Genomic DNA, 20,235 nt, shown 5'->3' on the forward strand with positions numbered 1-20,235 from the left:
AGTGGATTTTAGTCCCTCCTTAATAATTTTCGAATAGACACAACACACAAAGGCAAATAGTTTCGAAGTATTTAAAATTTAAAAAAAGAATCAAATTACTTATAAACAAGAAAGTGATATGAATTAAATCTTTTATGCCTTTGTGTTTTCGCCAATAATAGAGTCGTTTTTTGGCTAACCGATGTTACCAAAAACTAGTTTTTAGATTAGTTTTTCAATACCTTATATTCATAGGGCAATAAACTTATTTCAGTAGTTGCGGATAGGGCAGCTCCAGTAAATCCATCTTTCCATGACATTTTTGATAATGAAACAGGAATCGTGTAATTAACTGCTGAAGAAGTTAGGTTAGCTAGTACAAAAACTTTTTCAGTATCTGTTTCCATGGTAAATGCACTTACCGCATCACTACTATATCCTTTAAAAGTTCCTTTTTTAATGGCATTGCTAGAATTTCTAAAAGCTATGATTTTCTTGTATTCGGCTAGCATATCTAAATCAGCTGTACTCCAGTCAATAGGGGTACGATTAAAATAATCAATTCTTTTGTTGTACCCTACTTCTTGCCCATTATAAATCATAGGTATAGAATTCATGTATGCTGCAACTACAAATGCGGCAATAGATCCTTTTTTTCCACCAAATAACTCTAAAGGGGTACCATCAGAAAGGTTGACATCATGATTGCTTGTATACCTTACCACTTTATTTTCATGATTGTAATTATTAGCATATTCTATAGCATTCGAATCTTGTAGAGTAGTTGCTGATTTGCTTTCGCCAAAAACTTTTTCAATAGCACTGAAGAAATTAAATCCAAAAGTAAAATCAAAACCAGCAGCAAATTGACTCACTTTTGAACCTTCTGCAAGCATCAATATGGTTTGATTTTTCTTAATTTTTCTTAATGCTGTAATAGCTTCTGACCAAAAATTTTGAGGTACAAAATCAGCATAATCACATCTAAAACCATCTATGTTTGCACTGTATACCCAGTAGGACATGGCATCAATCATAGCGGCACGCATTTCAGTATTTGTAAAATCTAGTTGTGCTACATCATTATAATTAGTTCCTGGAGGAATAATAATATTTCCGCTAGCATCTTTTTGGTACCAATCTGGATGAGCAGTAATCCAACCATTATCCCATGAAGTATGGTTAGCAACCCAGTCCAAAATAACTGCCATATTTTTTTTGTGGGCTTCTTCTACTAAAACGCGTAGGTCTTCCAAAGTTCCAAAATCAGTATTTACTGCTTTGTAATCTTTAACAGAATATGGAGATCCTAATCCGCCAGAAGATCGCACTATACCCACTGGATAAATAGGCATTAAATAAATAACATTAACTCCAAGTTCTTGAATAGTAGTTAGTTTTTCTTGAACTCCTTTTAGAGTTCCTGCTTCACTAAAGGCACGAATGTTTACCTGATAAATTACGGCATCTTCCTTTTTAGGCATTTTTTCAAAACGGGTTCCGTATTGTGGATATACTGATGCTGGATTTGGCTCATTATCCGAAGAACTGCATGAAGCGAGTACCGAACTAAAGACAAGTATAAAAACGATGTTGATATATAATTTCATTTTTTTTTGATTTTAATAATAAACGTATTGCACATAGCGATGAAAACAGGAGCTCCATTTTGTAATTAGGAGCTCCATTTTTAAATAGATAAACTACATCTTTTAATGCTAAACGAATATTTTGTTTTTAGATTTTTGTAACTGTATAGGTAGCCGTTGGAGGATATCCATTAGTTGCGGGATCAATATCATCTATTTTAAATGTTATTTTATAGGTCCCTGCTTCTGATATATAATGTGCTCCTGGGTCATCTAAATAAACTATCCCATCATCATTATTTTTTGGACCATAATTAATAGTCCAAGCATTATTAAGTCTGAATTTTACATTTCCAACTTTCAAATCACTTGTAATCTCCCATTGTTTTAGTTGGTGATTAAAAGACATATTTGTAGAATTGTCCCAACTTCCAGCTGTAGCATCACCTACAATTCCCCAAGTATAGGGCGTAGCTTTCCATTTTGCTGTATTTAGATTGACATTAATTTGAAAAGAACCAGCTTGAGGCATTAAAAAATCAGCATCACTATGGTCAACTAATACATCATTAGTTGCGCCAGCACCATAAAATTGATCCCAGTTTCTATTGGTGTTAAGTTTAAATCCTAAGCCAGCACCTGCCGGAATCGTAACATATCCTTGATAAATACCTGCATTAATTGCTGTTAAAGATGCTGCTGTATTTATATCCCAACCTTGGTAACTTCCGGGCATGTAAATTTCTCCAAAAACGACTGCTTTTGCAAAAGGAGTTACAGTTAATTCAATTGCATCGGAATAGATAGTTCTGTCTAAAGTGGATACTACACGAACAACTATTTTTCCTGATTCATCAACGGGAAGTCCTAGTTTGATAGCCATTTTATTAAAATCGCTTCCTGAGAAAGCTTTACTTAGCACATCAACTCCTGCCTCAACACGAACTGCTTTTGACCAAGCTGTAGCGCCAACAGCATCTGCGGGAACATCAAATTCCAAAGCATAAGTTACAGGAGCGTTTACAGGAAATACTACTGTAGGCCAAGAAATAGTGACTACAGATAGATTTTCGTTTTCTGATGAAAGGACAATAGTGCTAGACGAAGCTTCTATTGGGGCAGAAAAACTTACTGTTTTTAAAGTAGTAAGTACGGCATCATTTTCACAAGATGCACCTAAGAAAAGTAAGGTGCAAAGTGCGAATATCTTGTTTATATATTTTTTCATAATAGTTTCTATGTGTTAGTAACCTGTATTTTGTTTTAGTCCCTTGTTAGCATCTAATGCTACGGTAGGTATAGGGAATAATTTTCGGTAATCTGCAGAAACGCCTCTAAAATCGTTTGCTAATGAAAATTTATCAAAACGAATCATGTCTTGTCTTCTATGTCCTTCCCAGTTTAACTCAAATCCTCTTTCATTATAAATATCATCTAATGTTGGATTTGCAGCTAATATTCCAAGACCAGCACGTTGTCTTATTTGATCGATAAATGGTTTGGCAGCTGTAGGGTTACCTAATCTTACATTGCATTCTGCTTTCATTAATAACACATCGGCATAGCGATAGATAGGAAAGTCATTTGATGCACCACCACCATCCATAGGTGTCACAGGGTAAAATTTAGTATCACGAACACCAGCTTGTGGTGCTGCCCCAGGATTGTCAAGTGAAGCGACGTCTATAGAATAATTAACTCCACCACCTTGATCTCCATAACGGAATTGTTTTTTACGAATGTCTTGGTCAGCATATTTCAAGAAGAAATCCTTTGGGACAATAGTTCCATTCCAACCACTAGTTCCAAATAATGTATTAGCATCTGGACCATTCAAACTACGAATAGTAAAAATGTTACGGGAAACTACATTTGCAGTAACGAAAATAGATAGGATCGTTTCATCATCTGGAAGGACATCACCAAATAATTCATAATATTTGTTACCTAGAGGGCTAGAAGCATCGGCAGCACCTGAATGCAGAGAAAATCCTCCTTCGCTTACTTTATCGCAAGCAGCCAAACATTTTTCCCATTCAGGAGTTCCAGTGTATACTTGTGCATTCAAATAAACTTTGGCTAATAAAGTATAACCTGCCCATTTATTGAATCTTCCGTAATAGTTACCGCCTTTAGTGCTTGAAAGGGTTTCTACATTTTCGGTAAGTTCTTTTACTACAAAATCATATACCTCTTTACGACTAGATTGAGGGATTTGATCTACAGTAATATTGTTGTCTGTATAAAAAGGAACATTACCAAAATCATCTATTAGTAAATAATAGAAAAAGGCTCTCAATACTTTGGCTTCAGCAATTTTTGAAGGTTCGGCATTGGATTTTTCTAATTGATTAACGGCCAAATTGGCATTGAAAATAGATTTGTACAACCATTTCCAAGTGTTATTTATAAAAGAATCCGTAGGCAACCATTCGTGTTTGTATAAACGAGCAAAATCCAATTCCCAATCACCCGTTGTTCTATGAGGAATTACTTGCTCATCTGAACTGAAACTGTTTAAGTCATACCAACCTCTATCAGCCCCAGCATAACCTACACCATCCCAATTACCGCCAACTTGTGCATAAACACTAGCCAGCGCTACATCGGCACCTTGAGCAGAGCCGTAAAAATCGTCTGCGGAGTATTTATCATATACATTTTCATCTATGTTCGTACATCCGAATAGAAAAAGGAAACAAATGCTTCCTGCTATCAATATATTTTTCATTTTCATTTTCTTTTACTATTTAAATTTTACATTTAATCCAAAGGCAAAACTTCGGGTACGAGGGTAAATACCATTGTCGCCACCAAAACCATTACCACCACTCAAATTTAATTCGGGATCAATTCCTGAATACGGTGTAATTAGCAATAAGTTATTTCCAGTAAGAGAAAGTCGAACAGATTCAATATATTTTACTTTTTCAAAATGAAAGTTATAGCCTACAGTTACATTTTCTAATCGTAAAAAAGAACCATCTTCAAGCCATAAGTCAGAACCATATTTTGAAGTAAATAACCCTAAAGGAATAGCGCTTTCCAACACGTTTGATTTACCAATATTTTCTAGGTAACTTAAATTTGATTTAAGGCCATTGTAAATTTTGTTTCCACCTGATCCTCTCCATAACATAGAGACATCTAAGTTTTTATATTGAAAAGAGGGGTTGAATGCATAGGTGTAAGTTGGTAATGCAGAACCTTGTATTAAGCGGTCTGGACTAGTAGTTCCTTGATCAATAATACCGTTTCCATCAACATCAAGCACTGTTTCCGAATTTTCATTGTCTTTACCTGTATGATGTAAGATATTAAACGTACCTATAGGTTGTCCTTCAATTAAGTAAGAACTTGGTCCCCAAGGAACATTATTCGTGTTTAATGGTACACCATTGATACTTCCGCTAAGGTTCAATATTCTATTTCTTAAGAAAGACACATTCCCAGCAAGGGTAAGTGTTGTGTTGTCGGTTTTTATTAAATCATAACCAATTGCAATTTCCAATCCTTCGTTTAATAAACTTCCAACATTTGCTTTGATTGTATTATATGGGAAAGGAGGTTGTGGAACGGTATAATCAAATAAAAGATTATCGGTAGTTGCTGTAAATACATCAATACTTCCTCTTACTTTGTTGTCGAAAAGACCAAAATCTAAACCAATATTGGTTTGTTTTTTTGTCTCCCAACGTAAATCGGCATTGGCATTTTGGATTACATTGAAATTGGTGATTTGTTGACCTCCAAAATAAGTTACTCCAGATCCACCCACAAGTGAGATAGAGTTTTGTGGATATAATCCTTGTTGATTACCTGTAACTCCATATCCTCCACGTAATTTTAATTCGCTAAAAATAGTTTGATTGGCCATAAAAGGCTCTTTGTCTATTTGCCAAGCAACCGAAGCCGATGGGAAATCTCCCCATTTATTATTTACACCAAATACAGATGAACCATCTCTTCTAAAACTAGCTGTAAATAAATATCGGTTTAAAAAAGAGTAATTCACACGCCCCAAAAAGGAAACTAGTGTTCGGTCATTTTTATAGGATGAGATATCACCAGGTTGCACTTTAGATAAGTCACCTAGTTGCAAAGCATTATAAGTTGCAATGTCATTGATAAAACCTTTGGCTTGAGCAAAATTACCTTGGTAGGCCTGATTTTGCCATTCATACAAGGCTAATGCATTAATACTATGGTCTCCAAACACTTTTTTGTATGAAAGACTAATATTCATTAATTTTTCATTTTGCTTGTTGTTGCTTATGTTCGCATACCCATTTTGATCCACCGCATAAGCATTAGTTGATTCCGCAGGAAGATAGTACCCATTTGTACTATTTGTTTTTCTCCAACTTCCAAACCAACCAGCTGTTAACCCTTTGTATAAATCTAAATCGGCTTTAAGGCTTCCAAACAAATTATCATATTGCCCTTCATTGGTCACTGTTTGTGCAGCAGCATAAGGATTCAAGTATTGGAATACATTTGGGTCTGTAAAATAACTACCATTTGTATTATAAACGGGATCAGTAGGACGCATTACATACGCATTAGTGATCAAATTTGAAGTAAATGCAGCTCTACCAATGCTACCAATACTGTTAACGGCATTAGTAACCCCACTATTCAAATTAAAAGTCAATTTCAATTTATCATCCATTGCGGATTGCGTAGCTTGAATTCTTCCAATGTATTTTTTATTGCTGGTATTAATTACAACACCATCCTGTAAAATAGCACTGATCGAAGCTCTATAGCTAAATTTATCTGTTCCTCCGCCAAATGATAAAGTGTGAGTTTGTGTAGCACCACCTTTGGTAAGAATACCATACCAGTCTGTATCTGAACCATGATTTGCCGAAGCAGGAACGCCAACTAATTGAGCTTGTTGCCACCATTGGTCAGCATTCAACATGTCTAATTTTTTTGGAATATAATCGATAGCTGTTGAAGCAGAATATTCGACGGATGTTCTTCCTGCTTTGTTTTTCTTTGTAGTAACAATGATTACTCCCGCAGCTCCTCTAGAACCATAAACGGCAGTTGCTGAGGCATCTTTTAATATATCCATAGAGGCAATTTCGCTAGGTGGAATTTGGTTTAATAAATCCATATTTCCTTGAACTCCATCTACAACTACCAAAGGATCATTTCCCCCAATTAAAGAAGAGATTCCTCGTATTCTAGCACTAGGAGCTGAACCTGGTTCACTTCCTGTTTGTGTAATATTAACCCCAGCCAATTTTCCCGAAATTAATTGCAATGGGTTGACAACAGCACCCTGATTCATGTCTTTTGCAGCTATAGAAGATACAGCACCAGTAACATCTTTTCTCGATGAAGTTCCATAACCTACCACTACAATCTCTTCTAAGGTAGTTGTATCTGGAAAAAGTTGAATTACACTATTATCTTGGTTTGCAGAGACTCTTTTCTCTTTATAACCTATATAGCTTATTATGATTATAGCGTCACTGTTTTCAACATCAATTTCAAAGTTTCCATTGATATCTGTGACTACTACTTTTTTGGTTTTTTCTTCCATGATCGAGGCACCTGGAAGAGGCATACCATTTTCATCGGATACTTTACCTTTTATAGTCTTTTTTAAATAAAAAGTCTGATCCGTTTTTTCAATTAGAGGTTTTTTCAAAATAATTTGAGTTTCTCTAACTTTAAAATCGGTACCTGTTCCTTTGAACAGTTTGTCTAAAACTACATCAATTGTTTGATCTTTTACACGAATAGAGATGATTCGATTTAAATCGATATCATTCATTTTGTAAATAAATCTAAAATCTGTTTTTTGCTCAATGGTTTCAATAACCGTTTCAACTGTTGTATTGTTTAATTCTAAACTTACTTTTGTTTTTTGGGCATAAGTATTCGCTCGGATATTAAACATGACAACTAAAAGAAGTAGCGTAGTTAGTTTCAATTTTAGGTTGTTTTGGAACAATGGGAATTGTATCCCACTATTCTTTGGTTTTTTTTTCATAATTTTGTAAATCGATTGTATTTAATCAGTTAGGTTCAATCACTTATTCAATCGGAAATTGTTCGCAGCTCTTTCCGATTTTTTTATGCATAATGGTTAACTCGTCATTTTTATTTGGTTTTTAGTTGTTATTTAATTAATATCTCATTGTCTTTTATCGTGTAATTAATGCCGTGAAGGTCATTAAAGTAGCTCAGTACTTTTTCTATTGGCTCATCACCAAAACTGGCATAAAACTTCTCATTAGCCAATTTCTTGTTGTGGTTCACAATAGTAACATTGTAGTGTCTTTCTAATTTTTTTGTTATATCAGTAAAACTCATATTTTTAAAACTCAATCGTCCTTCCATCCAGGCAGTATAAATGTCAGTATTGACTGCTTTTGTTTCAATATGGCTGTCTTTTTTATTAAAACTACCTTTATATCCTGGTTTAAGAATAGTGTTTTTATTGGCGTCAAATTTCTCGTTTGTAGTATAAAGTCCAACAGAACCTTCTACCAAAACAACGTCAGTTACAGCATCTTCAGGATAGCTAGAAACATTAAAATGTGTTCCTAAAACACGAACGTTTAAATTATTAGCATTAACAACAAAAGGGTGTTTTTTGTCTTTTGTAACATCAAAGAAAGCTTCTCCATCTAGAAAGACTTGACGGTTTTCACTAGCAATAAATTTCACAGGGTATTTAAGTGTGGTTCCTGAATTCAGGTGTACAATAGTTCCATCAGACAATTCCAATTCGAATCGTTTTCCATATGGTATTTTAATGGTGTTGTAAACTAGTTTTTCTAAAGAGGTTTCGGTATCGTACGCAATTTTATTTCCATTGTGACTTGCTACTACATTTCCTTCTGAGTCCGTAACTTGAGTTTTTTTAGTACCAGAAATAATTTGAACATCACCGTTAGCTAATTGGAGGGTGATTTCATCACCATTTAGTATTTGCGCCTTTTTTTCAATTAAAAGAGTATGTTGATAGGACCATCCAATAGACAATATAACAAGAATTGTTGCTGCAATTGAAAGGTATTTTAGAATTGGAATCTTTTTGGTTTCAACAGTAACTGCTTCCGTTTCTTTTGTTTGAGATAGAATATTTGAGAAAATTTTATCTGCTGTTGATGAATCCATTTGAGGAGTTTCAGCCAGCAAAATTTTTATGTCGTCAACTGTTGGAAAATCAGTTGTGAGATTGTTTTTTCGATAATAGGCAACAACTTCATTACTTTCCTCCACATTGCATTGGTTTAAAATAAATTTATGAAGTAATTTTTGTAATTCTGAATTTTCATTCATTTCAAGTAGTTTTTTGTTCCGGTACTATATTATACAGTTGAAGTGGAGTTGACTACTACTCAAACGTTGTAATTTTTTTAATTTTAACATAAAATAATTTAAATAGCACAAAAATATTGAATATAAGTAGTTGATTAAAAGTTACTTACATTCATTTAGTGATGTTTTATTTTTTTTAAAAAAAGCCAAAAAAAATCACCCATAAAGAGTGATTGAGAGAAAAATAGTTAAAGCGTATCATAAAATCCCATCATGGCCTTTTAAAAATAGCCGCATTGATTCAAGTGCTTTGCTCATTTGGCTTTTTACAGTATTTACTGATATCCCTAATTCATGGCTAATTTCTTCATACGTTTTGCCTTGTTTTCGTGACATTTTAAAAATTTGCTTGCGCTTGGGAGGCAATTGTTTAATGGCTTGTTTTTTGAGTTTTTTGCAGTCGTCTTCTCGAATAGAATAATCACCTTGTTCATGTGATTTTTGGCTTTTGTAGAAAATTTCTTCTTTTAGAAGGACATCATTGGCCGCTTTATTCAAAATATTAAAGGCTTGATTTCTGGCAATAGTGAACAAATACGATTTAAAGGATTGCTCTAAATTTAGATTTTCACGATGTAGCCACACTTTTAAAAATACTTCTTGAACATTTTCTTCAGCTAATTCTTTTGATTTAAGTAGGCTAATACTATACCCATAGATATCTTGATGGTAATGATCAAAAAGGGAACGAAAGGCTTTTTCGTTGTTGTTTTTGAGTTCACTAACTAATAATTGATCGCTATAGTTTTTTGTTTCTGACATTAATTGTATTACCCTTAATTTTTATAAGATTAAAATAGCACACTCTCAATTCTAGCCTCTTAATTGTCTGATGAATTAGCAAATATATAAAAATAATATTCTCATTGATTTCTTTAAGTAAAAATCTATTTATAATTTTTTATTCAAAATTTGGTGATAAGTAGTTAATTTTTAATTGAAAACGGAATTAAGCTGAGCCCAAAAATAAGTGTGAATTAAAAAAGCTTCCAACCTTTTTTAAGACTGGAAGCTTGAAAATATACAATTTGAAAGGATTAATTCTTCAAATCTTTTATTACTTTAAAAGCAACATCAACTTGCTCTTCGCTTACTAAAATGGTAAATTCATTAGAAGTAGAAATCACCTCGTTGATTATAATTCCTTCCCAAGCCAAACGTTGAAAAATGAAATAGTAAATACCTGGAATTACAATATTCTCTTTTGGTAATTTTACCGTTATAGAAGCTAAATTGTCTAGTTTTTGAATCAATTTTTCACTTACAAAATGCTTGTCAACTAATTGATTTACACTGTTGCTTATTACAATGTTAATTTCATTTACACCTCTTGATGAGGTATAAAAAACATCGGGCAATGCATTGATATCCGAGATTAATTCAGCTTGTTTATTTAAAACAGTTTCTGATACTGCAAAAGTATAGTCAGTCAAAGCAGATCGAACCGTAATCTCTCCAATGTTTTTTATTACTTTATTGATTTTGTGATTTAATCGGAAGTCTAATTCTTCGGTCAGTCTTTTTAGTGACATTACGATGGCTCCTTGTTTAACTTCTTTTCCAAATTCACTTTCCAATTCGGACATGATATTTCGGGATAATGAGGTTAAGTTGATTATCCCAAGTGATAAAGCATTTAATAAAAATGGCTTTGTTTTAATGTAATTTTCTACAATTGAAGAAACGGTTTTCATAATAAATTAGGTGTTTTTACTTAGTTTTAGTAGTTAGTTTAGTTAGTTGTTGTGTCAAAAATCGCTACAAATATAAATAAAAAACAATTTGTTACAAATATAACATGATAAAATTTACTTAAAAATGATAAAAAGCATCGATAAGGTGTTCAATTACAAAAGATTTACCCTCTTTATGGATAGCAATAATGTCAAAACGAACATTGACATCCATATTTTTTTCTACTACGTAGGCGTCTACCGCCTTAACTAGAAGTTGAATTTTTTTTGGTTTTACAAAATCTTGAGGCAAACCAAATTCAATTGAGGAACGGGTTTTAACTTCAACAATTGCCAAAATATCTTCTTTCTTAGCAATTATATCTATTTCAGCTTTTTGAAAAGTCCAGTTAGTATCTAGAATTTCATAGCCTTCTTTTTGCAGAAAGGCAAAAGCCATTTCTTCACCAAATTTCCCTAATTCATTGTGTTCCGCCATTTCATCAATTTTAAATCACTTGAATTTTTAAAGAAAATTATTACTCAAAAGTTACTGAAGCGTTACTTGTAGTAACTTCTATGTGAATGATATCTCCTAAAACTAGAGCACGATTGTCCCTTATGTGACCTGCGGGGAAATTGTAGATAATAGGAATGTTGTATTTTTTAGTAACATCTTCTATAATTTCGACAGCATTTTTGCCCCAAGGAATATCATTGTCTTTCATCTTAGTCATGGAACCCACAATAATTCCTTTAATACTTTCTAGACAGCCATTGCGTTTGAGGTTCATCATCATGCGGTCAATGTGATATAAATATTCATCGAGATCTTCAATAAATAATATTTTGTCTTTACAGTCAATAGCCGAATTTGATCCTAGTAAACTATATAGAATAGATAGATTTCCTCCTACTAATTCTCCAGAGGCACTTCCAGTTCTATTCATAGGGTCAGATGCAATACTGTAATTCAGTTTTTCTCCAAACAAAGACAAACGCAAACTTTCGATTGCTTCAGGGGTTGCTCTCGGCACCGTTATAGGCATCACACCATGAATAGATTTGAAACCCATTGTATTGAGGTGATTGTGTAAAACGGTAATGTCACTAAAACCCACAATCCATTTCGGGTGTTGTTTGAATTTTGTAAAATCTAATAAATCAATCATTCGCACCGTACCATACCCTCCTTTTACACACCAAATTGCTTTGATGTTTGGGTTGTCCAATTGCTTTTGAAAATCCGCAGCTCTTTGTTCATCAGTACCTGCAAGTTGGTTATTGTCTAAACCAATGGTACTTCCTATCACTACTTCTAATCCCCAACTGTGCAATAAATCAATTGCCGGCTTAAGATTGTCGTCAATGTTTTTTCTTGCTGTTGATACTATGGCAATGGTATCTCCTTTTTGTAAAATAGGTGGTGTAGTCATTAGTGTGTGGGATTGGGTATTGATAGAATGTAAAATAAAAATTAAAAGTAGGAATTTAGTCCAACAAAAATTAATATTTAACGTCCAAAATCGAGTGGTAGGCATGTTTTTATTTTTCTGGGGTAAATATAATTTGAGTAGCTCCTCAATAGGATTAAAACAAAGATAGCAAATTTGAAATAATTTATTATTTACTTCTCAAAATGAAGTATTTTTACTTGAAGATATATTCTGGACGGTCATTCCTTTTTAAACGGTGCTTATGAAAATTTTACGATCGATTCTCTTTCTCCTTTTATTTTTTCTGCTGACAAAGACAGTAGGTCAACAAAAAAATTATTCGATTCATACCGTTGCTTTTTATAATTTCGAAAATCTTTTTGACACTATTAATAATCCGGATACTAATGATGATGAATGGACTCCAAAAGGAGCACAACACTGGACTTCCAAAAAATACTATCAAAAACTTCAAAACCTTTCTAGAGTTTTATTCGAAATAGGTTCTTCTGAAAACACTAATTCACCTACATTCATTGGATGTTCCGAAATTGAAAATAGAGGAGTCTTAGAAGATTTGCTCAAAGAATCTAAACTCATTAATATTGATTATGGTATCATCCATTTTGATTCTCCCGATAAAAGAGGAATTGATGTGGCTTTATTATATCAAAAGAAATATTTTCGACCAACAAGTTATACTAACATTCCATTATATGTATACAAAGACCAAGTCAAATTAAAAGAAAAAACTAAAAATGAATCTGTTGAAAAAACAGATGATGATGAAGAAATTAACCTACAGAATAATCGTGTTTTTACGCGGGATCAGCTGTTAGTCACAGGTTTTTTAGAGGGAGAAGAAATCAATATTATAGTAAACCACTGGCCATCCCGCTCAGGAGGTGAAAAAAAGTCAAGTCCATTTAGAGAAGCTGCTGGAGCCTTGAACAGGAAAATAATTGATTCTTTACAACGAATTAACCCAAATGCAAAAGTGATTACTTTAGGAGATTTAAATGACGGGCCGTCAAATAACAGTGTCAAAAAAGCACTTGGAGCCAAAGCTAAGAAAGAAGAGGTTTCGGTATTAGGAATCTATAATCCATTCGAAGAAATGGCTAAAAAAGGATTGGGTACCATCGCTTTTCGAGATTCTTGGGATATTTTTGACCAAATCATGGTTTCACAATCTTTAATAAGAAATGATTTTTCCAGCTTTCAATATTGGAAAGCGGGTATTTACAACAAACCTTTTTTAATACAAACTTCAGGACAGTATAAAGGCTATCCTAAAAGACATTCCGCCACCGAAATCGGGTTTAGCGATCATTTTCCCGTTTATATTTATTTAATTAAAGAAGTAAAGTAGGAATTTAAGCATAAAAATTTTGATGTTCCTATTTTATTAAATAAACGAATTGTCGTTAATGACATATTATCCTCCCTTAAATTAGAAAACGTACAAAAACAAGCAGTCTTTTGGTTTTGCTGGCTTTACTGCTAGGGACTTTTTCACTAACTTAGCGATTCAAAAATTTAACACCCAATCAAAATGTCCATAGCTAAACCATTCAACCTCAATAAATGGATTGATGAAAATCGTAAACTACTGAAACCACCAGTTGGCAACAGGAATTTATACAGAGAATCAGGGGATTATATTGTTATGATTGTTGCGGGTCCCAATGCCCGTAAAGATTATCATTATAACGAAACTGAAGAGTTGTTTTATCAACTTGAAGGCTCTATAAAAGTAGTTATTCAAGAAGATGGCGAGCGCAAAGAAATGGAACTTCATGCAGGGGATATGTACTTACATCCCGCCAATGTCCCTCATTCTCCAGTACGTTCTGAGGGTTCTATAGGTCTTGTAATTGAACGCAAGAGAGTAGGAAAAGGCTTCACAGATGGGCTACAATGGTATTGCGACAATTGCAACCATAAATTGTACGAAGTTCGTTTTGAACTTCATAACATCGAGAAAGATTTCTTACCTCACTTTGAGCATTTTTATGACTCTGAAGAACTAAGAACGTGTGACCAATGTGGAACCGTTATGGAAGTCGACCCTCGATTTGTTGCCAAAAAATAGTTTTTTATTTAGGAGCTATTTCCCGTTATCCGCTGTATCTTTTGTGGCTTAAAGAAAGCCACAAAAGGATGCCGCTACTACCGGGGCTAGGATTTAGATGTAATTTACAACTCAAATCGCTTCCCTTGTTCTGGGAATATAAATTGCAAACCCAAGTCATTTTGCTTTATCAATTGATTTTTGATTTTTATATAATTGTCAACTGGTGGCTTCATATGGGTAATCACAATTTTAAACCCATTCAACCCATCTTTTCCAATAAGTTCACTTAACCTATGGAGTTCACTCAAGAGATGATTAGGTGTTAAATGTCCAAATAACTGAGTGTCGGGTTGCTCGTTTGGGAACGAAACTTCAATAAAAATTCCTTTTAATTGGTTGCTTTGGATCAAGGGAGCGATTTCGGTCCACAGCAAACGTAGTTTATCACTTTTTTCAACAGAATCGGCACCAGTATCGCCCAAGTACAAGGCATAAGCATCTTTGTTTTTAATTAAAAAAGCAGTACTTTCAAAAGGATTGACATGGCTTAATGAAAATGCTTTTACGGTCATTGTGGTGTTAGAAATTGGAGTTTCTTCAAGAGTATTTAGCGTTTGAAAATGGTATTTTTTTATTTGATAACCAGTGCCTTCATCTCCAAAATTAGCCCAAGTTTGTCCGTTGAAATAATGTTTTTCCATCATTTCCATACAACTATGTGTTGCATAGACCGTTTTTGATGAATCGGCAGGTGAATTAATGATCAAACCCGAAACATGATCTAAATGGGCATGGGATATTAAATACCCTTTGATATATTTTTTTAAAACCGTCTCTGAGGAAACTTTAAAAATTTTATTTGCAATTGCCTTTTCAATTCCTGCATGTAGGGTTCCCGCATCAAGACAAATATATTCGGTTGTATTTGATGGAGCGAGTAAATAAGCGGAAAGATTGGTTTCGTCAATACCGCCTCTTATACCCAAAGGAATAACTTGAAATGCAGGGTTTTGTGCTTGTTGGGCAAATGTATTTGCAGACAGTAAAAATAAGTAAATCCAGAAATTTTTAAAAAGGGTCATAGGATATTATTATGAATTAATTTCAGACTATAAAATTAGTTTCTTCTTTTTAAATTGAAGCTTTTTTTTGCTAAATCAACTACATGTCACCAAATTGGTCTAATTTTAGTCCGATTTTAACACTATAATTGGGTTGAAATTCAACACGAAATTATATCTTTACAAAAAAATATAACAATTTTAACTAAAAAAGTTACAATGATAACAATAGCAAATCAATTCGGAATGAAAGAAGCTTTAACTCAATTGGGTATAAAGGACATAAATGAAGGAACATCAACAGGATTAAATCATTTTTCAAATGGAGAAATCCTAGAAAGTTATTCTCCCGTAGATGGTCAATTGATAGCAAAAGTAAGAACAACTACAGCAGCAGATTATGAAAAAGTAATGGAATCAGCAACAGCTGCTTTCAAAACTTTTAGAACCATGCCAGCACCACAACGTGGAGAAATTGTTCGTCAGTTTGGAGAAAAATTACGTAAAAATAAAGAGGCTTTAGGTAAATTGGTTTCTTACGAAATGGGAAAATCATTACAAGAAGGATACGGAGAAGTACAAGAAATGATTGATATCTGCGATTTTGCAGTAGGTCTTTCTCGTCAATTGCACGGATTAACAATGCATTCTGAGCGTCCGGGACACCGTATGTATGAACAATACCACCCAATGGGAATTGTTGGAATCATTTCAGCATTCAATTTTCCAGTAGCGGTTTGGGCTTGGAATACGGCCTTGGCTTGGATCTGTGGGGATGTTTGCGTTTGGAAACCATCTGAGAAAACACCGCTTTGTGGAATAGCTTGTCAAAATATTATTGCTGAGGTAATCAAAGAAAATAACCTTCCAGAAGGAATTTCTTGTTTAATCAACGGAGATTACAAAGTAGGAGAAATGATGACTAGTGATAAACGTGTACCTCTAATTTCGGCTACAGGTTCTACTCGTATGGGTAAAATTGTTGCTCAAACAGTAGCGGGTCGTTTAGGAAAATCATTATTAGAATTAGGTGGAAACAATGCCATCATTGTAACACCAGATGCTGATATTAAAATGACAGTGATTGGAGCTGTTTTTGGAGCAGTGGGAACTGCAGGACAAAGATGTACTTCTACACGTCGTTTAATCATTCATGAAAGTATTTACGATACTGTAAAAGACGCAGTCGTTTCGGCTTATGGTCAATTGCGTATTGGGAATCCATTAGACGAAAACAATCACGTAGGTCCAGTTATCGACAAACATGCAGTAGAAATGTACAATAATGCATTGACTAAAGTGGTTGCCGAAGGTGGGAAACTACTTGTTGAAGGTGGCGTTCTTACTGGTACAGGATATGAAAGCGGATGTTATGTAAAACCAGCGATTGCAGAAGCAGATAATTCATTTGAAATTGTACAACACGAAACATTTGCTCCAGTATTGTATTTATTGAAATATTCGGGAAATGTTGAAGATGCACTTGCTGTTCAAAATGGAGTGGCGCAAGGATTGTCATCAGCGATTATGACCAATAATTTAAGAGAAGCAGAATTGTTCTTATCTGTTGTAGGTTCTGACTGTGGTATTGCAAATGTAAACATTGGAACTTCTGGCGCAGAAATTGGTGGAGCTTTTGGAGGAGAAAAAGAAACGGGTGGAGGTAGAGAATCAGGTTCTGATGCTTGGAAAGTATACATGAGACGCCAAACCAATACCATCAATTATACAACTAGTTTGCCATTGGCACAAGGAATTAAATTTGATTTGTAAGTTTTAGATTAAAATAAATTTTGTAAAAAACGCTTTGTCTTATTTAGATAAAGCGTTTTTTTATAAATTAGACAAAAAAATTAATGGCTAATTTAATAGCAGATTTTACTGAAATTTCGGATTGGCAAAAAAATATTTTTTATAGCACAGGAGGTACAAGAAGTAAAAAAATTGTGATACATCCAATTTCAAATGAAGAATATTTTTTTAAAGGTTCTAAAATAAATAAGAAAAATGGCGAAACTTTATATCCAACAGAATTTTGGTCAGAAATTGTCTCTTCTAAAATTGGTCAATTTTTAGGGTTTAATATGTTAGATTATAATATCGCTTATGATGAAAATGATCGTCAAAAAATAGGCTGTATATCAAAATCTATGGTTTTAAATTCGGAAAATAACTTAACAGAAGGCATAACTTATTTAACTGGTTTTGATTCAAAATATAATCCGGAGAAAGACAAAAAAAAATATACTTTTCAATTTATTAAAAATGCTTTAATTGACTTTAATTTCAATGATTATATTGTAAATATCATTGAAATTATCATTTTTGATTCTATTATTGGTAATTCTGATAGGCATCAAGAGAATTGGGGGATAATAATGTTTTACAGAAATTCAATAGACAAAATTAATGAAGAATTATTAAGTTCAAAAGTAAATTTTTGGAAGAAGGTAGAAATGAAATTATATCGCTTTTTAAACGAAACTTTTTTATTGTTACATAAAGAAGAAAGAGAAATTAATAAAAATAATTTAAAACTTCATTCTAATATAACTCTACATAAATTTGCTCCTATTTATGATAGCGGATGTTGTTTAGGAAGAGAACGTGAGGATAATTGGGTTGAAAAAGCAATAAAAGATTCTCAAATGATAGAATCATATGTTAGAAAAGGAGAATCTGAAATTCACTGGGAAGGTTTTTTAAATAAAAGAAAACATTTTGAACTTATAGAATTGTTATTAGACCAATACCCAGTTGAAACTAGAAAAAAAATTGAAAAAGTTAAAGAGAAATACAACTCTGAATTAATAAAAAATATAATCGAAAATATTGATTTTAATGTTCCAACAGATTTAATTAACTTTAAATTATCGGAAACAAGAAAGCAATTGATGTATAAATTGGTAACTTTGCGGATTGAAAAATTAATCCAATATTTATGAAAGCTATAGGAAACATACACCTTATCTGGAGACTAGGTAAAGGTAGTAGAAGAATTTCCGTTGGTACTATTAAAAAAAGTGCCTCGGAAGGAATCCGCTTTCATTATAATCAAGAAGGTGTTGAAGATGCCAACAAGTTAGGTTTTGTTCATTATGAGGGTTTTCCTGATACTAGTAAAGATAAAATGTATACGGAAAATGTAATTGAAATTTTTGGACAAAGATTAATGCGTTCTGAAAGACCTGATTTACATGATTTTTATGACTTTTGGAATATTGATCCACTTAAGAAGGAAGATAAGTATTATATGTTAGCATTTACACAAGGTCTATTACCTACCGATAATTTTGAGTTTCTAGCTGATTTTAATCCTGTAAATAATTTTTCATTTGTTACAGAAATAACTAATTTATCAGAAGCTCAAATCCCTTCCGCTAAAATTTCAATTGGTGATGTTTTAAGATATGAATTAGAAGCTAATAATACCTATGACAAAAATGCAGTAAAAGTATATAAAGAAGAATTGTATCTTGGACATATCAAACTAATACATTGTAAAGTTTTTCATAAAACAAATAAACAGTTTAGTTTAAAGGTGAAAGGAATAGAAAAGAATGGTGTAATAAAAAGAGTTTTTGTAGAAGCAGCTTTATAAATTTCATTAAAAATCAAACTACATAACGAGTTTGCCATTGGCACAAGGAATAAAATTTGATTTGTAATCATAAATAATTAGCATAAAAAAAGGCAATTTGAATTTTCAAATTGCCTTTTTTTTATTTTAAATTTTTAGAAGTTTGCTTTATTATTAATGGTATTACAAATTAAAAGAAGCACCAACGTTTAAAGTAAACTGATTGTTTAAATGATCAAAACCAGTAATTGTTTTGTCGTATTTAGCCAATGGAACACCCGCTTCTCCAAACAATCCAAAACCATCAGTAAAGAAATAACGGAAACCCAAATGAGCACCAAAATTTCGCAAACCTAAATCCAATCCTGGGTAGATGTCCATGTTAGGTTGCATTTGTAAAACACTCCCTAAATTAGCGTTGAATCGTGCTTTTAAGTCAATTCTATCTCCAAATTCTGGTAGATTTCCCATAGCATCTTTATTTACTGTCAATAAGTAATTACCAGTAAGTCCCAATGACATGTTTTCTCCAATTCCAAAATCAGATGATAAGAAAATACCAGTTCCTCCATCTTGAATGTTAAATCCTACTTGCCCTTTAACATCTCCATTCCCTTTGAAGGCTTGAGCGTTAATTAGACCAAAAGCTAATAGTAATGATAATGTAATAATTTTTTTCATAATTCGTGGAGGTTATAAATTCCAAGACAAAATTAGTTTAATAAATCTTAATTTCTACCTTTTTCATCAAAATACAGGTTGTTTAAGGGTTCACTTTGCCAGAATTCCTTTGTATCTACATCCATAATTGTTAAAGGTCCTTTGAAAGCTGCTCCCGTATCTACGTTCCAAATACAAGCCATTTGCAAAGGTTCTGTTTTTCCAATTCGGGTAACTGGGGTGTGGCCAATATAAACTTCATCATATAGCGTCAAGCGTTTTGGATACAATAAGTCATTAGGTTTGATGCTTCGATCCAATGCTAGTGCCGTTTCCCAAAGCGTTCGATCCCAATAAAATAATTTAGAATAAAATTCATACTCCACCCCATTCATATTGGTAAAACCAGCATGAACAAAAAGCCGATTTTTTTCATCTAAATAATAGTCGTCCAGTGACAATAAAAAGTCAATGTGTAATTGTTTAGTAGTATCATTAACATTTTGGTAGGCAGTGACGGTTGCCTCACCACCATGTTTGTACCACATGAGGTTGTCTTTGCTGTCTTTTAACCAATGCAATAATAATTCATCGTGGTTACCACGAATAAAAATGCAGTTATTAGTGGTTTTTAATTGAATCAAATAATCAATTACTTGTGGAGATTGACTCCAGCCATCTACATAATCTCCCAGAAAAATTAAAGTATCTTCTGGAGTTACTTTAGCTCTTTCTATAATTTGGTGTAAAGCGCGTAAGCCTCCGTGTATGTCGCCTATAACTAGTGTTCTCATTTATGTTTGGTCAATCGGGATTATGAAAAATGATAAGAG

General features: G+C 33.2%; 17 protein-coding genes. 5 read left to right on the plus strand and 12 right to left on the minus strand.

The genetic code is table 11. The features are described from left to right. Positions 1-206: 206 nt before the first annotated feature. The 9 genes from AB3G39_RS02730 to AB3G39_RS02770 form a co-directional block, all read right to left on the minus strand. Complete coding sequence (locus AB3G39_RS02730; RefSeq protein ID WP_369765955.1) at positions 207-1,589, minus strand: alpha-amylase family glycosyl hydrolase; 1,383 nt, start codon at positions 1,587-1,589, stop codon at positions 207-209. A 127-nt stretch (positions 1,590-1,716) separates the two neighbouring features. Next, the gene (locus AB3G39_RS02735; protein WP_367772621.1) at positions 1,717-2,796 is read right to left on the minus strand and encodes a SusE domain-containing protein; all 1,080 of its coding nucleotides are present in this window, start codon (positions 2,794-2,796) and stop codon (positions 1,717-1,719) included. A gap of 15 nt (positions 2,797-2,811) precedes the next feature. After that, a complete protein-coding gene (locus AB3G39_RS02740) occupies positions 2,812-4,299 on the minus strand; it encodes a RagB/SusD family nutrient uptake outer membrane protein (RefSeq protein ID WP_369765957.1) in 1,488 nt (495 codons plus the stop codon). Between the two features lie 15 nt (positions 4,300-4,314). Then, on the minus strand, positions 4,315-7,578 hold the full coding sequence (locus tag AB3G39_RS02745) for a TonB-dependent receptor (protein WP_369765958.1): 3,264 nt from the start codon (positions 7,576-7,578) through the stop codon (positions 4,315-4,317). Between the two features lie 128 nt (positions 7,579-7,706). Further along, positions 7,707-8,876 (minus strand): FecR family protein, encoded by a 1,170-nt coding sequence (locus tag AB3G39_RS02750; RefSeq protein WP_367772615.1) that lies wholly within the window; start codon positions 8,874-8,876, stop codon positions 7,707-7,709. Positions 8,877-9,113: 237 nt separating this feature from the next. Then, on the minus strand, positions 9,114-9,677 hold the full coding sequence (locus AB3G39_RS02755; RefSeq protein WP_367772613.1) for an RNA polymerase sigma factor: 564 nt from the start codon (positions 9,675-9,677) through the stop codon (positions 9,114-9,116). A gap of 275 nt (positions 9,678-9,952) precedes the next feature. After that, positions 9,953-10,609, minus strand: coding sequence for an aspartate kinase (locus AB3G39_RS02760; protein ID WP_367756025.1), 657 nt, complete (start codon positions 10,607-10,609; stop codon positions 9,953-9,955). 118 nt (positions 10,610-10,727) lie between these two features. Continuing rightward, positions 10,728-11,087 (minus strand): YraN family protein, encoded by a 360-nt coding sequence (locus tag AB3G39_RS02765; RefSeq protein WP_367772611.1) that lies wholly within the window; start codon positions 11,085-11,087, stop codon positions 10,728-10,730. Positions 11,088-11,127: 40 nt separating this feature from the next. After that, positions 11,128-12,024 carry an LD-carboxypeptidase gene (locus tag AB3G39_RS02770; protein ID WP_367772609.1) on the minus strand — a complete coding sequence of 299 codons (897 nt, stop codon included), beginning with the start codon at positions 12,022-12,024 and terminating at the stop codon, positions 11,128-11,130. Between the two features lie 262 nt (positions 12,025-12,286). On the opposite strand from AB3G39_RS02770, the gene AB3G39_RS02775 reads away from it, so the two are divergent. Beyond that, positions 12,287-13,396: an endonuclease/exonuclease/phosphatase family protein gene (locus tag AB3G39_RS02775; RefSeq protein WP_369769671.1), complete on the plus strand. Its 1,110-nt coding sequence runs from the start codon at positions 12,287-12,289 to the stop codon at positions 13,394-13,396. A 183-nt stretch (positions 13,397-13,579) separates the two neighbouring features. Beyond that, complete coding sequence (locus AB3G39_RS02780; protein ID WP_367772605.1) at positions 13,580-14,119, plus strand: 3-hydroxyanthranilate 3,4-dioxygenase; 540 nt, start codon at positions 13,580-13,582, stop codon at positions 14,117-14,119. 104 nt (positions 14,120-14,223) lie between these two features. Here the strand turns inward: AB3G39_RS02780 and AB3G39_RS02785 are convergent, their stop codons facing one another. Further along, positions 14,224-15,183 (minus strand): MBL fold metallo-hydrolase, encoded by a 960-nt coding sequence (locus tag AB3G39_RS02785; protein WP_369752807.1) that lies wholly within the window; start codon positions 15,181-15,183, stop codon positions 14,224-14,226. Between the two features lie 198 nt (positions 15,184-15,381). Here AB3G39_RS02785 and AB3G39_RS02790 point away from each other — a divergent pair, with 198 nt between their 5' ends. From AB3G39_RS02790 to AB3G39_RS02800, 3 genes are all read left to right on the plus strand, one after another. Continuing rightward, positions 15,382-16,935, plus strand: a complete 1,554-nt coding sequence (locus AB3G39_RS02790; RefSeq protein ID WP_367772601.1) for an aldehyde dehydrogenase family protein — start codon at positions 15,382-15,384, stop codon at positions 16,933-16,935. A gap of 83 nt (positions 16,936-17,018) precedes the next feature. Beyond that, positions 17,019-18,107, plus strand: coding sequence for a hypothetical protein (locus tag AB3G39_RS02795; protein ID WP_369752805.1), 1,089 nt, complete (start codon positions 17,019-17,021; stop codon positions 18,105-18,107). Beyond that, positions 18,104-18,763 carry an HIRAN domain-containing protein gene (locus tag AB3G39_RS02800; RefSeq protein WP_369752804.1) on the plus strand — a complete coding sequence of 220 codons (660 nt, stop codon included), beginning with the start codon at positions 18,104-18,106 and terminating at the stop codon, positions 18,761-18,763. The genes AB3G39_RS02795 and AB3G39_RS02800 overlap by 4 nt, the downstream gene beginning before the upstream one ends. A gap of 162 nt (positions 18,764-18,925) precedes the next feature. Here the strand turns inward: AB3G39_RS02800 and AB3G39_RS02805 are convergent, their stop codons facing one another. Then, entirely contained in the window at positions 18,926-19,423 is a 498-nt protein-coding gene (locus AB3G39_RS02805) for a DUF6646 family protein (protein WP_369752803.1), read from the minus strand. 47 nt (positions 19,424-19,470) lie between these two features. Next, positions 19,471-20,196: a metallophosphoesterase family protein gene (locus AB3G39_RS02810; protein ID WP_369752802.1), complete on the minus strand. Its 726-nt coding sequence runs from the start codon at positions 20,194-20,196 to the stop codon at positions 19,471-19,473. Positions 20,197-20,235: the final 39 nt, after the last annotated feature.

It is taken from the genome of Flavobacterium sp. WC2416 (assembly GCF_041200095.1).
GTDB lineage: Bacteria > Bacteroidota > Bacteroidia > Flavobacteriales > Flavobacteriaceae > Flavobacterium.